We start from the raw sequence: 15,305 nt of genomic DNA, 5'->3' as shown, positions 1-15,305 counted from the left end.
TCATGTCTTTGCTGCTAACGGTTTTAGCAACCACATTGCTTGCTGGTTTGGCTATGCCATTAGGGGCCTTAATTGCCCGTTTTGAGAACGTCAGCAGTGAGTGGCTTGAGCAGGAGTTTAGGCACAGTGTCATAGCTTTTGGCGGTGGGGCACTATTGTCTGCCGTTGCTTTGGTTTTAGTACCAGAGGGTATAGCGCATCTTAAGCCATTATCTGCTTGTATCTGGTTTATGGTCGGTGGGCTGAGCTTTATGGCCCTTGATATTTACCTGCAAAAAATAGCGACGCCTGCTAGCCAGCTTGCTGCAATGCTGGCTGACTTTATTCCTGAGTCCATTGCTCTGGGAGCCGCATTTGCAACGGGCAGCAGTAATGCATTTTTACTTGCAGGGTTAATCGCGCTCCAAAATGTGCCAGAAGGATTTAGTGCTTATCGTGAGTTAAATGGCTCTTCTGCTTTTCGGCCCCATAAAATTATTCTTATGTTTTGTTTTATGGCATTGCTGGGCCCCATAGCAGCCATGTCTGGCTATTTATGGCTTTCAGAGTCGCCAAAAGTGATTGCCGCAGTCATGCTGTTTGCCTCTGGCGGTATTCTCTATTCAATATTTCAAGATTTAGCTCCTCAGGTAAAACTAGAACAACGTTGGGCACCGCCAATGGGAGCTGTATTAGGGTTTTGCCTTGGTATGCTGGGGTTAATGTTAACCGCATAATCAATACTATCTTTAGGTAACATTGGACAATCTCCAGACGACAAAGGGAGTCAACCAAAAGGATGATGCTCAGTTAACTTATCTACATTTAACCATCGTTGTGCCAGTCTTTATGTCGAGTAGGTAATTAACTCTGTGAATTTTTGCTTAGCCGGTCGACAGCCTCACATATCATCAACCTCTGTAGTTATCTTTTCGGTATCTGAATGATATAACTTGTGTGACAGACGGTAATTATTGCTGCAGGGTTTTATCTGTCTCAGGTAGAATGCCGACCCAGCACTTCGTTTTTTATTTTTGGATATCCTCTAAATGCAAATCAATCGTGTACTTCTGACCGCTGTCGGTAGTGTTTTACTGGCTATGGTGACCATTCAATCCGGCGCTTCTTTAGCAAAGCAACTTTTCCCTTTGGTTGGGCCAGAAGGCACCACCGCTTTGCGTTTAGGCTTTGCTGCTACCGTACTTTGGTTGGTTTTTCGCCCATGGCGAGCATTACCACAAGGCCGAGATTGGCAGAGTATTATTATTTATGGCCTATGTTTAGGTGGGATGAATATCCTGTTTTACTTAGCTATTGATCGCATTCCTCTGGGGATAGCTGTTGCGCTGGAGTTCACCGGCCCTTTAGCGGTCGCTTTATTTGGCTCTAAGCGTAAAAGCGATCTATTTTGGGTTGCTTGTGCCATTGCGGGGATTTTGCTGTTAATGCCTGATTTATCTAGCGCACAAGGGCTTGATCTTACTGGTGCATTAATGGCATTAGGCGCCGGAGCATGTTGGGCTGGTTACATTTTGTTTGGAACTCGCACAGGCAAGCAAGCATCAGGTGGCATCACCGTTGCCTTAGGCATGACTGTTGCTGCAGTCGTTCTGGTACCTATTGGTGCAGTTAGCCAAGGCATGGCATTACTGAGCTGGGAAGTGTTACCGCTTGGATTATTAGTCGGGGTGTTATCTAGTGCTTTGCCTTATTCTTTGGAAATGGTGGCCTTGAGAAATATGCCGACACAAGCTTTTAGTGTGTTGATGAGTTTAGAGCCTGCAATTGCCGCATTGGCGGGTTTTATTATTTTAAGTGAGCAATTGACCTTGCTCCAGTGGGCCGCAATCGGTTTAGTGATTATCGCTTCTATCGGCAGTAGTTTTACGCCTAAAAAAGCCATTGAGATGGGCGTGTAGCTTTGTTGATAGTTTTTGTTTGCTTAATACATTGATATTTATGCTTTGGCTTGTCGTTAAAGTTGCTACGAGCCACAATGGCTAGCTTATGCTGGCTGTATGTTTAGGGTTAACTTTATCGCTGAATTATAATTTTTCGCTCATTGATTCCAGCTATGGATTCTAGGTGTCGCCAGCCATATTTTTCACATCTTGTCGCTCATCGTTTTTATCGCCGATAGGTCACAGGCACAATGATCAAGATAGCAGCTTAATGTTTTTCTGCTTAGAACCGTAATGTTATCGCTTAATAAATGGCGATGTTAGCCACGTATTATGTGGTTGTTAAATCTACTGTGGCACAGAAGAGGAGATAAAAGACTAGACTGTTTTTTTATTATTTAGGCTTTATACTTCCCGGCTGTTTTGTCTTTATAGAATGTAAAACATGAAAAGTTGGATATTTTTAAGTGTAGCCATTTTAACTGAAGTGGTAGCCACTTCAGCGCTAAAAGCCAGTGATGGATTTTCAAAATTAGCTCCTTCAATCGTAGTTGTTGTCGGCTACGTATTATCTTTTTATTTTTTATCACTCGCACTAAAAAGCATTCCTGTCGGTGTTGCTTACGCTACTTGGGCTGGACTGGGTATCGTATTAATTACACTTATCGCTTGGGTGATGTATGGGCAAAAATTAGATTTAGGTGCACTGGTGGGGATGACGTTCATTTTAGTCGGTGTCGTTGTGATGAATTTATTCTCAAATGTGACTCCGCATTAGCGCGTTAACTAATAAGTAGGCATGAGCTATTGAGCCCTGGTCTGTTAAGTAACGGTATTGATTAGCAACTTATGGTGTTCATTCGTCGTCCGTTTCGGGGCAATAAAAAGGGCTTAACAATGATCGTCATTGTTAAGCCCTTTTTTGTATCAGTGGTAACTCAAACCCAAACGATCAATGAGTTTATCGTTTGGGTTATCAGTACTATTACCACGCCATGTCTAAAATCTTGCGACTGGTAGCTAAATCCACTTTGCCGCTTTCAGATAATGCCGTCATACCGTGTGCTTCTAAAGCATCTATCACTAGGCCAAGCTGATCTTGAGTGACACCATGATCGCGCAAGCGTGTCGGTAACCCTACTTGCTTGAAGAACGCCTCTGTTTTATCAATCGCTTGATCTACACGGCTGCCTTCATCACCTTCAGTAATATCCCAAACGCGTGCAGCGTATTGCACTAATTTAGCGTGTTTTTGCTCTTTCAATACGCGCCATAATGATGGCAACACAACGGCTAAGGTTTGCGCATGGTCAATATGGAATAATGCAGTTAATTCATGGCCAATCATGTGCGTCGACCAATCTAAAGGAACGCCAGTGCCGATCATGCCGTTTAAGGCCGATGTTGCACTCCACATTAAGTTAGCACGAGCATCATAATTGGTTGGTTCTTCAACCGTAATAGGACCAACTTCGATTAGGGTACGTAAAATACCTTCAGCCATGCGGTCTTGTACACGGGCATCAACAGGATAGGTCGCATATTGCTCAAGTACGTGTACAAAGGCATCGACTACACCATTTGCCACTTGGATTTTTGGTAAGCTAAAAGTCAATTCTGGATCAAGCATGGCAAACGTTGGGTAAACGCATGGATGATTTACCGGGAATTTACCACCTTTATAGCTGACTACTGCAAAGGCGTTCATTTCAGAACCCGTTGCAGGAAGCGTTGCAATAACTCCCAGTGGAATAACCTTGTCGTTAGCCACGGGTACCGGTGTAAAGCCGTGATGTAATAAGCTTGCCGTGTCGCCATCAAACTGAGTCGCTAAAGCGATAAACTTAGTACCGTCCATCACTGAGCCACCACCAACAGCGAGTAAGAAGTCGATGTTTTCTTTACGAGCAACTTCGACCGCTTTAATGAGTGTGTCGTACTTAGGGTTCGCTTCAATGCCGCCGAACTCAAATACTACGCGGTCACCTAATGCAGCTTTAACTTTATCTAATGTGCCAAAACGCTGAACGCTGCCACCGCCATAAGTGATTAATACTCTTGCATTGGTTGGAACAAGCTGATCTAACTCTGCGATACGGTCTTTACCGAAAACAACATGTGTAGGGTTACGATAATCAAAATTAAGCATAATAGACGCCTTTTGGTTTTGCGCTGAAACAAAGAGTTGGCTTCTTGTGTATATAGGTTTTTTATACACAACAGCAACGATAAATCATCTGGCTATGATAGCCCTTTGAGTCAAAATAAACATACACAGAACTATCGTGTTCATGCCTATTCCTATCTTTATTGTATGAATATGATGATTTTTAGATAAATTAAATACCTTTTTCTGCTTTTTGCTAGTATCATCACCATGATTTATTCTGAGGGGAAGGGTATGAGTGAGATAGCAAGATTAATGGCGCCGCTTGCGCCTAAAGAAGGCGTTAATCATACTCATTTAGCGGGTGTTAATGTATTTCGTAGCTCGCAGTATGGCGCGCGTGGACCAATGTGCTACTCGCAAGGTGTACTCATTGTTGGCCAAGGTAAAAAGCGGGTTTACTTAGACAATCAAAGCTTCGATTACGATCGCCAGCGTTCATTAGTGATGACGGTACCATTGCCGGTAGAGTGTGAAACCTTCGCCAGTATTGAAGAACCGGTATTAGTGTTGATGGTTGATATCGACTTAGTACAGCTTAATTATATTATTCGGCTGATGGACGAGCATAATCAAATCCCCAAAGATTTAAATGAATCGCGTCAGAGTGGTTTTTTTGTTGCAGACAACACTGAAGACATGGATTGTAGCGTGATTAGACTATTGCAAGCATTGCAATCCCCGCTTGAGGCTAAAGTGATGGGTGAGGCGTTAGTGCTTGAGCTGTTATATCGTTTGTTAGACTCACCTAACGCAGCGCCATTGTATGCATTATCTTTAAGCCACACACGTTTATCTAGGGTTGAAAAAGCCCTCAGTTATATTCATAAACATTATGGTGAGTCGGTCGAAGTCGACACATTAGCCAGCCTAGTTAATATGAGCCCGTCTGCATTTCATCGTTGCTTTAAAGAAGTCACCGCATCTTCACCGATACAATACCTGAAGAAAATTCGCCTGAATAAGGCCAAAGCATTACTGCAACTGCAAAAACTCAAGGTCAAAGAGGTATCGACACAAGTGGGTTATGAAAGTACTGCCCAGTTTAGTCGTGAGTTTAAACGCTACTTTGATCAAAGCCCGGGCGAGTGCGCTAGGTTATAATATTTTATATCGATAAGGTGCTATAAACCCATCTTATGTTTTCTGTTAAGGTTTCCTTATGTCAGCTGCACCAACGCAAATTACCTTTTTTGAATTTTTAACGCCGTTAGTCGCATCTGGACTAAAGACCATTACTATCCGCGATATAAGCGAGAGCCATTACCAACCTGGTAGCCAAGTTGAGGTGTTCACTCTCGAAAACCATATTAAAGTGTGTGACATTATGATTTTGGCGGTTGAGCCATTAGCCTTTGCTGACATTAATGAGTTTCATGCCGCCCAAGAAAGCTTGCCATTAGCAGAGTTAAAGCTGCTTATTCAGAAGGTCTATCCTAATCAGCCAACATTATTTATGATTTCATTTAAATTGGTTGCTGCTTAATCGCTATTATTTCCCTAAATGCTGCACTAAGACTAAGACTAAGAGTATCCAGATTCTATTTTATTCCTAACCAATTATTCGATAGTGCGCGATCAAGCCTTTATTTTATCTGTTTGTTTTGGTTGCTGCATAAACTGTTTCATTTGCGCTCCAACAGCAGTGTCTAAAACATGATCTGCTTAACAAATGGGTAAGGATAAGCGTGTTAGTTTATGTATTTGTTGGCGAGTTCGCATTTTAGCAATTTATAAAGTGTTATTTTGATTTCCTGCATCGACAGTGCGTCTTTTATTTAGCGCTTTTTATCAATGGTTTTGCTCCCAGTGACTCATTCAGTTAGGATTTTTTATGTCTCCAATTATTCAATCAGCCAGTCATGAGCTGATTAAACCTTATCAGTCAAATATTACGGTACCCAATTGGATGATCAGTTCTATGGAGCGGGTGATGCAATATTATGTTGATAAGAATTTGCGTCTCGACACCATCTCAACAGACCGCATGCCTAAGCCCGTTGAAGGCAAAAAATACATGTTGTACGCACACATTCCGTTTTGCCATACCTTGTGTTCATTTTGTACTTTTCACCGATTTTTATTTCGTGAAGACAAAGCGCGCGAATATTTTGTGGCGCTGCGCAAAGAAATGCAAATGGCTAAAGATTTAGGCTACGAGTTTGAATCTATGTACATTGGTGGTGGAACGACTACCGTACTTGAAGATGAATTAGCCCGCACAATTGAACACGCAAAAAATCTCTTTCCTGGCATTAAAGAAGTCTCTTGTGAGTCGGATCCACAACATTTAGCCAGCCCTGAGTTTAAGCAGTTAAAAGGTTTGGTCGACAGAATGTCGATTGGGGTACAAAGCTTTGACGACGGCATTTTAAAAATGACTGATCGATTAGATAAGTTTGGTTCAGGCCAGCAAACCTTTGACCGCATTATGGCAGCTAAAGAGCTATTTCCGATCATTAACGTTGATTTGATTTTTGGCTTTCGTGGGCAAACAGAAGAGATTATTCGGTCTGACCTTGAAATGGCGTCTAAACTCGATCCGCGCCAAATTACCACTTATCCATTGATGATCACCCATCAAACGCGTAAAAGTGTCAAAGCAGATCTGGCAGCACCTCATGGTGAAATGGTTAATCAGTACCGCCAAATTTTAAATCGCTTAACTGGGCAATATACTCAATTGTCTGCATGGGCGTTTGGTAAAACCAATGATGAAGGTTTTGATGAGTATGTGATCGACTATGATGAATATCTTGGTGTCGGTTCAGGCTCATTTAGTTTTTTAAATGACACCTTATATGTAAATACTTTTTCGCTAAAGAAATATCAACAACGTATTGCAGAAGGTCGAATGGCTGTTGAGCAACAGAAAAAATATCAGCTAAAAGAAGTCATGCAGTATCGTTTTTTACTGGGGATGTTTTCTGGGCGTTTATCGCGTCAATATTTTCGCGATACTTTTAACGTTAATCTAGATACCGCCTTGTTTAAAGAAATGGCATCAATGAAAGCCATGGGGGCACTGAAAAATGATCCTATTAATCCTGACAAACTGATTGTGACCGACAATGGCAAAATGCTCGGATTATTGATGATGAAGGAGTTTTACTCGGGTATGGACAATGTGCGCGCCCAATTACGTCAACCACTTGCTGAAGCGGATATGTGATCCTGTGATCAACCACCAAAGGCCGTGTTAATCACGGCCTTTTTGTTATACTCAAGGTTCTTTTTCACTACACTTTTTTAGGTGAGTTGCATGGCTAATATTCTTTTGCTTGCCAATATTAATTGTGATCGCATTCTAATGCTTGATAAACCCTTACAAACCGGTGGTCGATTTCATTATCAAGACGGTGGGTTACGTTTAGGCGGTGGCGGCGCGAACACTGGCTTAGGTTTAGTATGGGCCCAGCACAATGTGTCATTGGTGAGTGAGGTTGGCAGTGATGATATTGGCGATTGGATTTTAGCTAAGGCCAGCACTTTAGGGCTTGATTGTCGCTTAGTGCATCGTTTTAATGGCAATACGTGTGAGATGCTATTGGTGATGACCCCGGATGGTGAACGCACCATTATTCGCCCTCAGCGACCTATTTTTGAACTGCCAGTGCCGCCTAAATGGCATCATTGGGATGCCTTTTATATTAACTCTTCGGCAAAAGGTGCTGGTGTTTGGGCGGCAAATGCTATTGCATCCAATCCTAACTGCAAAGTGATATCTCAACTGGCGAAAGATGAACGTAACCGTCCTTGTCATGTACTCATCGCGTCGATTACCGACATGCAAGGGCGCTGTAATCAAGACCCATGGCTATTTGCTTACGCGATTGCGGGTGATGCATTGGAGTACTTTATTGTCACCGATGGTGACCAGGGGGCTATGGTGTACAGTGCCGACGATGAACAACATGTGCCCGCGGTTATTGCTGACGTTATTGACACCACAGGGGCCGGCGATGCTTATGCTGCTGGGGTTATTCATGGTTTATGTCAGCAGATGTCAATTATCGATGCGATGCATGAAGGCGCTTTGTGGGCCTCATTTGCCGTTGCCACCCAAAGCTCAATTCCTGGCGAGGCCTTAAAACAGTACTTAAGTTAACGGCTATGAGTAATGATTAACTTTGAGGATGAATAAATGTCTATGCACATGACTAAAATAGTCTTCGATTGTCATTTTAGTGTCATTGTTAGCGCTTACGATAAGCCCGTCTAAACAACTTTTATAGTGTCGGATGGTTAAGATCATTTTTCACTATGTTTTTAAGTATTATCTCCCATTATATTTATGGCCTTACTCTTCCCCAGTAAGGCTTTTTTTTGTCTGAAAATTGGGTATATTGGCACTCTGTAATCATGTTTAAGCAAGGACCCGCTGGATGAGTAAGCTATGGGTGAAAAGTATTTCTGGGTTATATTTAGGTGACCAAGTGCAAATGCATAATGGTGTTGCCAGTTGTATTAACCAAAAACATATCGCTAAGCAGTTGACCGTGCAATTTGATCGAGTTATCGGTAATAGCGAGGCTGATCCTAAGCATCATGGCGGCCTCGATAGAGTGCTGCATCATTTCCCGCGAGAGCATTATGGTCAGTACCGTCGCTGGGATTTAATGTCGACCTTTTTTGATGCACCTTCAATGGGTGAGAATATCAGTACTGTCGGCCTTAATGAGGCGCAAGTTTATATTGGTGATATAGTCCAAATTGGCGATGTGACATTACAAGTTACCCAGCCGCGATCACCTTGTTTTAAACTCAACTTGCAATTTGGTCACCCTAAATTTGCTTTAGCAATGCAAGAAAGTCGCATGTGTGGCTGGTTTTACCGAGTGCTATCGGAAGGCGATATTAATCCGAATGACAGTATTGTTTTGTTAGAAAGAAAAACGGATATCAGTGTAGCTAAAGCGATGCAGATATATTTTTTAGCAGAATTTGATGCTGCGCAATATCAGATACTGCTTGAATGTGAAGGTTTAGCGCAAACTTGGGTTAACTCATTACAGCGCCGACTTGATCAACAAAGTATAGAAGATTGGGCGATGCGCTTGTATGGCAATGTCAGTTAGTTAACCATAATATTATAAGAAATCTTGATAAGGAATATCACATGACCGAACTAACAGACACATTATCCAAAGACGCTAAAAATATGGGATTATTAGTACATGCCGCCAGTTTTGTCGGTTATATTTTCCCTCTGGGCAGTGTTCTTGGGCCGTTAATTATCTGGTTAATGAAGCGAGACGAGTTTGAGTTTGTAAACCAATGCGGAAAGAACTGCATTAATTTCAAACTAAGTTTAATGATTTATGCCTTAGTGTCTGGGATATTGATTTTTATTGGTGTGGGCGTATTACTACTGGCAGCGTTAGCATTACTCGACATTGTTTGTACCATTATCGCAATGGTGAAAGCCAGCGATGGCAAAGCTTATCAGTATCCACTGACTATTCGGTTTCTGAAATAACTAGCATGATAAATATATCGTGATCGGCAACAGCCATGAGCATAAAAAACGCCACTCAAATGAGTGGCGTTTTGTTAAAACGATTTATCGCATTTACACTTTAAAACGAGCAACTAGGGTATCTAGTCGAGTGGCTAATTGGTTCAATGATTCACTTGCATGTGCAGCGGCATGAGCTGTTTCTGCGGTACGTTGAGTAATATCGTTGATTTCAGTCACATTACGATTAATGTCTTCAACCACAGTTGATTGCTCTTCCGTCGCGGCTGCAACTTGTATGTTCATATCGCTAATCAGTGCAATACGTTCACTAATGCCGCTTAATGACTGGCTCGCTTCATCAACAGCTGTAACACCCTCATGCGAGCGGCTGCGCGATTGTTCCATAGCACTGACTGCTCGCGTCGTTTCTGATTGAAGTTTATCAATCATAGTTTGTACTTCGTTAGTCGAAGCTGCCGTACGAGAAGCTAAGTTACGGACTTCGTCTGCAACAACAGCAAAGCCTCGTCCTGCTTCACCGGCTCGAGCCGCTTCAATTGCCGCGTTCAGTGCCAATAAGTTAGTTTGCTCTGAAATTGCACGAATAACATCTAAAATACTGCCAATCGATTTAGTGTGCGTCGCTAATGATTCAATCACGTCACCGACTTGTTCGACGTCTTTAGATAGTTGATTAATGGTTTCACGTGCCCGTGTTACGACTTTCTGACCTTCAATTGATTCCGCATCTGCATCGCGGGCTGTGACTGCGGCTTGAGCAGCGTTAGTTGCAATTTCATTAACCGTAGCGCCCATTTCGTTAATTGCGGTAACCACCATAATCGTACGGTCTTTTTGTAACTGGCTGTCATCTAACGTCTGGTGTGACTGATTTGATACATCAATAGCAGATAAACCTAGCTGTTGGCTTGTGCTGGCAACTTCCAGGACCGTATCTTGGATCTTACTGATAAAGCTATTAAAACCACGAGCAAGCTGAGCAATTTCATCATCACCATTAACGGGTAGTCTTTGACGTAAATCGCCTTCGCCTTCACCAATGTTGCGAAATAGCTCGGCAATATGAGCAATAGGGCGGCTGACGGAACCTGCAACCGCAATCGAGATGGCTATAAATACCACTGCAATAAGAATGGTCCATATTAAGATCTGATAAGCGGACTCTTGTAGTAAGGCAAAGACTTCAGCTTCAGGCACTTGAGCCACTAGATACCAATCCATCGATTCAATATAGCTACTGGCAATCAACATGTGTTGGCCATCAACTTCTGCTTTAACTAAGTTAAAGTCACTTTTATTTAGCAGTTGGTTAGTATTGGCATTAGGGTATAAAGTGCTGAGCTTAGCCTTACCTACTTTATTGGTATCTCGATATAGTTTTACGTCACCTTTAGCATCCACTAAAAAGACAAATCCAGTGTCTTCAATTTTGAATGAATCTAATAAGTTAACCATATCATCTAGTGATTTAGCTAAGCCAACAAGCCCACGACCATTTGGCTGCTGATAGTTAATAAACAGTTTGACTTCACCATTGGCTTCGGTAAAAACATTGAGCATGCGCTCTTGTTTACTGTCGCGGTAATCAAAAAACCAACCGTCTTGCTCAGGGGTTAATACCCGTAAAAAGCCGTCTTGTGTATAGTAAGCTGCGGTTTCGCGATCGGCGTAAGACGCTTGAGCTAAGCCGTACTGATTTTTTAGGTCATTTAATTGTGCGATGACTAGGCTTTCTTGGTCCGCTGGGCGACCATTTTGGAGCCAGCCAAGCAACATTCTGCTATTGGCTAGTTGCTCCGCGGCATTCATTAAACTGCTAATTTGCAGGTCTACGTCATTGCGGATTTGCATGACTATGCTTGGCATTTCTGAATTAAGCATACGCTGCTCGACGATTTGCTTCGCACTGCGTTGACTCAGTAATCCGACTAATATTGTTGATAGCAGTACAGCAACTGTCACTGTCAGCAATATTTTTTGTTTAATGGTAAGGGTATTAAATGTGCTCATCTACAACAGCCTCTTGGGGTATATCTATGATATATCGGACACAATGCCAATAAATTGATAGTTATTTTGCTCTTAAGTTAATTAAGTAAACAAAATAGTCTTTTTGCGTAGGTTGTTCTGATTTTATGTGAGTAATAATAGTCTATAAAACAAAAAAAACGCACCTATATTTAAGTGCGTTTTTCGGCGGAGCTAATATTTTAACTATTGGTTAGCTTACATATTTGGGTAGTTTGGCCCACCGCCGCCTTCTGGAGTGACCCAGGTAATATTTTGGCTCGGATCTTTGATGTCACATGTTTTGCAATGAATACAATTCTGAGCATTTATCACAAATTTTTTGTCGCCGGCTTCTTCAATCACTTCATATACGCCAGCAGGGCAGTATCGTTGCGCGGGTTCATCAAATTTAACTAAGTTGACCGAAATCGGAATACTTTGGTCTTTAAGGTGTAAATGGCACAGTTGATCTTCTTCGTGATAAGTATTCGACAGGTATACTGAAGACAGCTTATCGAAACTTAATTTACCGTCAGGTTTAGGATAATCAATCTTATTGTAATCACTGGCTAGGCCTAAAGTTGCGTAATCAGGGGTGGTATCCCTAAAGGTCAGCGGAAATTTACCACCAAACCAATTTTGGTCAATGTAATTAAAAGCGCCACCGACTATGGTGCCAAACTTATGTAATGCAGGACCAAAATTACGAGATTGATACAGTTCATCGTGCAGCCAGCTTTCTTCAAAACGTTGTTGGAAGCAATCGAGATCTTTACCACCTTCGATACCAGCCATCAAGCCTTCGCCTAACACTTTGGCTGCGATGATCCCACTCTTGATCGCGGTATGGGTGCCCTTAATTTTAGCAAAGTTAAGTGTGCCTGCATTACAGCCAATAATTAACCCTCCAGGGAAGCTCATTTTAGGCAGTGAATTTAAACCACCTTTAGCAATGGCACGTGCACCATAAGTTAAGCGCTCACCGCCAGTTAATGTTTTGGCAATCACTGGGTGAGTTTTATAACGTTGAAATTCATCAAATGGGCTGAGGTGAGGGTTTTGGTAATTTAAATCAATAATTAACCCCACTGCAACTTGGTTGTCTTCCATATGATATAGGAATCCCCCTCCAGATGAACCATTCACTAGAGGCCAACCGCCGGTGTGAACGACTTTACCTTGTTGGTGTTGTTCAGCAGGGATTTTCCAAATTTCTTTAAAACCTAAGCCATAATGCTGCGGTGTTTTACCATTGTCTAAATGGTATTTTTGGATCAGCTGTTTACCTAAGTGACCCCGACAACCTTCTGAAAAAACGGTGTATTTAGCATGTAATTCCATGCCTGGCATGTAGCTGTCTTTGTGTTGACCATTTTCGCCAACGCCCATGTCACCAATTAAAATACCTTTGACACTATTGTCTTCATTAAACAGTAATTCACTGGCGGCAAACCCGGGGAAAATTTCTACGCCAAGTGCTTCAGCTCTATTGGCTAACCAACGGGCTAAGTTACCGACACTAATAATGTAATTACCATCGTTGTGCATGGTTTTAGGCACAAAGCTGTTTGGTATTAAGCGCGATTTATTCTCTGAGTTAAGCAGATAAATTTCGTCATGAGTGACTTTAGTCGTTAGCGGGATATCAGATTCACGCCAATCATTAAATAATTCGTCCAATACATCCGCTTCAAATACCGCTCCCGATAAAATATGTGCGCCAACCTCAGAGCCTTTTTCTACCACGCAAACGGTGATTTCCTTGTCGGCATCTTTAGATATTTGCATTAAACGACAAGCTGTTGCTAAACCTGCAGGGCCAGCACCGACTATTACTACGTCGAACTCCATTGACTCGCGTTCCATGTTGTCACCTTTCAAAGTTTCCCGTTCATCGCGGGTTTATTGTTTTTCTACAACGATAACTAAACGATCGTTTATCTTTTTAGTTACCTTACCGCAAAATTCACTTTTGTCACAGTAGCAAACATAATCTTGTCAGGGTGAGACGAGTCACAAATAGTTAACGATATAATCTTTTTCATTAAGATATTCACTAAAGGGGTATTTGTTAAAAGGCAATTAGGCCTATAATTGGATCTGACGGTTCTCCGAGCTTTGTGTCCTAAGTCAATGATATGGGCAGTTAGCCGTGGTAATTTTGCCACCGGGGTGAGTAAAGAAATGCATTCACCTCCCACACTTGGAAAGGTTAACATGTCCCAATTACAAGATAGTTTTGGTCGAAGGTTTCACTATTTACGAATGTCAGTCACTGACGTTTGTAACTTCAAATGTTCCTATTGTTTGCCAGATGGGTATAAACCCGATGGCAAACCGAGCTTTTTAACCCTCAATGAGATTGAAAATCTTGTTGCAGGCTTTGGCGCCGTTGGCACTCAAAAAGTTCGTATCACTGGTGGTGAGCCCACTCTGCGCAAAGATTTCACTGATATTGTGCGGATTGTTGCGGCGAATCCCAATATTAATACCGTAGCAATGACCACCAATGGTTATCGTTTACAGCAGAATGCTAAAGAATGGTATGAAGCTGGTTTACGGCGTATTAATGTTTCCGTTGATAGCTTAGATCCTAAAATGTTTTATCAAATTACCGGCGAAAATAAGTTTGATCTTGTTATGCGCGGTATTGATGCTGCATTGGAAGCGGGTTTTGAGCGGGTTAAAGTCAACGCCGTATTACTTAAAGGCTTAAACGATAAAGATTTACCACGGTTTTTACAGTGGATTAAACATATACCTATTGATTTACGCTTTATTGAGTTAATGGAAACGGGCTTGGGTCGCGACTACTTTAATGCGCATCATTTAGCTGGCGTTGATATCAAAAAACAACTTGAGCAGCAAGGCTGGTTATACGATTTACCGAGCGTTGATGATGGTCCTGCACAGAACTTTAGTCATGCCGACTACCAAGGTCGTATTGGGCTAATTATGCCCTATGCTAAAAACTTCTGTGCCAGCTGCAATCGCTTGCGCGTATCTGCCAAAGGTAAATTACATTTATGCTTATTTACTGAAAATGGCCTAGATTTGCGCGATTTATTGCAAGACACTTCACAGCAAGATGAGTTAATCACTCGGTTACACGGTCAATTAGCGCAGAAAAAAGAAACCCATTATCTACATCAAGGTATTACCGGTGTGACTCAGCATCTTGCCTCTATTGGTGGTTAAGCGGTTATTGAGCTAAACCGACTGATGCGGACATTTTTGTGACGCTCAGTCGATAGACATTGAATTTTTATTAAGGCAGTAGCAGCATGAGCAATCGTTTTACCCATATTAACGCCGATGGCAATGCCCATATGGTTGATGTCACTGAAAAAGCCGTCACTGAGCGCGAAGCCCGCGCAGAAGCCTTTATTGATATGGCTCCCACTACCTTAGCGATGATTATGAATGGCAGCCATCACAAAGGTGATGTGTTTGCTACCGCACGTATTGCTGGTATTCAAGCGGCTAAAAAAACTGCTGATTTAATACCTTTATGTCATCCGTTAATGCTGACTAAAGTGGAAGTTGAGCTTGAAGCTCAGCCTGAGCACAATCGTGTGCGCATTACCAGTTTATGTAAGCTATCGGGTAAAACTGGTGTAGAAATGGAAGCGCTAACGGCTGCTTCTGTCGCCGCCTTAACCATTTACGATATGTGTAAGGCTGTACAAAAAGACATGATTATTTCTCAAGTTCGTTTGCTTGAAAAACGCGGCGGTAAATCTGGCCATTTTCAAGCTTAAGCTGC

The 15,305-nt window shown here is 42.1% G+C and carries 14 protein-coding genes and 1 riboswitch; of the genes, 11 read left to right on the top strand and 3 right to left on the bottom strand.

Annotation, left to right across the window (positions count from 1 at the left end):
* Window positions 1–2: 2 nt before the first annotated feature.
* From GW828_RS16190 to GW828_RS16180, 3 genes are all read left to right on the top strand, one after another.
* The gene (locus GW828_RS16190; protein ID WP_273058993.1) at window positions 3–716 is read left to right on the top strand and encodes a ZIP family metal transporter; all 714 of its coding nucleotides are present in this window, start codon (window positions 3–5) and stop codon (window positions 714–716) included.
* 312 nt (window positions 717–1,028) lie between these two features.
* The gene (locus GW828_RS16185; RefSeq protein ID WP_182723747.1) at window positions 1,029–1,898 is read left to right on the top strand and encodes an EamA family transporter; all 870 of its coding nucleotides are present in this window, start codon (window positions 1,029–1,031) and stop codon (window positions 1,896–1,898) included.
* A gap of 427 nt (window positions 1,899–2,325) precedes the next feature.
* Window positions 2,326–2,658, top strand: coding sequence for a DMT family transporter (locus GW828_RS16180; protein WP_273058991.1), 333 nt, complete (start codon window positions 2,326–2,328; stop codon window positions 2,656–2,658).
* Between the two features lie 207 nt (window positions 2,659–2,865).
* On the opposite strand, the gene GW828_RS16175 is transcribed toward GW828_RS16180, so the two are convergent.
* A complete protein-coding gene (locus GW828_RS16175; protein ID WP_273058990.1) occupies window positions 2,866–4,029 on the bottom strand; it encodes an iron-containing alcohol dehydrogenase in 1,164 nt (387 codons plus the stop codon).
* A 252-nt stretch (window positions 4,030–4,281) separates the two neighbouring features.
* On the opposite strand from GW828_RS16175, the gene GW828_RS16170 reads away from it, so the two are divergent.
* The 6 genes from GW828_RS16170 to GW828_RS16145 all read left to right on the top strand — a co-directional run bounded on the left by GW828_RS16170 (window position 4,282) and on the right by GW828_RS16145 (window position 9,526).
* Window positions 4,282–5,151 carry an AraC family transcriptional regulator gene (locus GW828_RS16170; protein ID WP_124017756.1) on the top strand — a complete coding sequence of 290 codons (870 nt, stop codon included), beginning with the start codon at window positions 4,282–4,284 and terminating at the stop codon, window positions 5,149–5,151.
* Between the two features lie 58 nt (window positions 5,152–5,209).
* A complete protein-coding gene (gene yqfB, locus GW828_RS16165; RefSeq protein ID WP_124017755.1) occupies window positions 5,210–5,533 on the top strand; it encodes a N(4)-acetylcytidine aminohydrolase in 324 nt (107 codons plus the stop codon).
* A gap of 348 nt (window positions 5,534–5,881) precedes the next feature.
* A complete protein-coding gene (locus GW828_RS16160) occupies window positions 5,882–7,219 on the top strand; it encodes a coproporphyrinogen III oxidase family protein (RefSeq protein WP_124017754.1) in 1,338 nt (445 codons plus the stop codon).
* A 90-nt stretch (window positions 7,220–7,309) separates the two neighbouring features.
* On the top strand, window positions 7,310–8,155 hold the full coding sequence (locus GW828_RS16155; RefSeq protein ID WP_182742580.1) for a PfkB family carbohydrate kinase: 846 nt from the start codon (window positions 7,310–7,312) through the stop codon (window positions 8,153–8,155).
* 277 nt (window positions 8,156–8,432) lie between these two features.
* On the top strand, window positions 8,433–9,125 hold the full coding sequence (locus tag GW828_RS16150) for an MOSC domain-containing protein (RefSeq protein ID WP_273058987.1): 693 nt from the start codon (window positions 8,433–8,435) through the stop codon (window positions 9,123–9,125).
* Window positions 9,126–9,166: 41 nt separating this feature from the next.
* Complete coding sequence (locus GW828_RS16145; protein ID WP_124017751.1) at window positions 9,167–9,526, top strand: DUF4870 domain-containing protein; 360 nt, start codon at window positions 9,167–9,169, stop codon at window positions 9,524–9,526.
* 93 nt (window positions 9,527–9,619) lie between these two features.
* Here GW828_RS16145 and GW828_RS16140 read toward each other — a convergent pair whose 3' ends face one another.
* Together GW828_RS16140 and GW828_RS16135 are read right to left on the bottom strand one after the other, a co-directional pair.
* Window positions 9,620–11,539, bottom strand: a complete 1,920-nt coding sequence (locus GW828_RS16140) for a methyl-accepting chemotaxis protein (protein ID WP_182742579.1) — start codon at window positions 11,537–11,539, stop codon at window positions 9,620–9,622.
* A gap of 216 nt (window positions 11,540–11,755) precedes the next feature.
* On the bottom strand, window positions 11,756–13,405 hold the full coding sequence (locus GW828_RS16135) for an electron transfer flavoprotein-ubiquinone oxidoreductase (RefSeq protein WP_124017749.1): 1,650 nt from the start codon (window positions 13,403–13,405) through the stop codon (window positions 11,756–11,758).
* A 231-nt stretch (window positions 13,406–13,636) separates the two neighbouring features.
* Window positions 13,637–13,769, top strand: a riboswitch (molybdenum cofactor riboswitch).
* Here GW828_RS16135 and moaA point away from each other — a divergent pair.
* Both moaA and moaC read left to right on the top strand, forming a co-directional pair.
* Complete coding sequence (gene moaA / locus GW828_RS16130) at window positions 13,757–14,737, top strand: GTP 3',8-cyclase MoaA (RefSeq protein ID WP_124017748.1); 981 nt, start codon at window positions 13,757–13,759, stop codon at window positions 14,735–14,737. Its footprint overlaps the riboswitch before it by 13 nt.
* Before the next feature lie 86 nt (window positions 14,738–14,823).
* Window positions 14,824–15,300: a cyclic pyranopterin monophosphate synthase MoaC gene (gene moaC / locus GW828_RS16125; protein ID WP_124017747.1), complete on the top strand. Its 477-nt coding sequence runs from the start codon at window positions 14,824–14,826 to the stop codon at window positions 15,298–15,300.
* The last annotated feature ends 5 nt before the right edge of the window (window positions 15,301–15,305 follow it).

Origin of the sequence: Shewanella vesiculosa (genome assembly GCF_009994065.1) — a bacterium.
GTDB classification, from domain to species: domain Bacteria; phylum Pseudomonadota; class Gammaproteobacteria; order Enterobacterales; family Shewanellaceae; genus Shewanella; species Shewanella vesiculosa.
The sequence above is the reverse complement of the archived record's forward strand: the minus strand, read 5'-3'. Positions and strand labels throughout refer to the sequence as shown.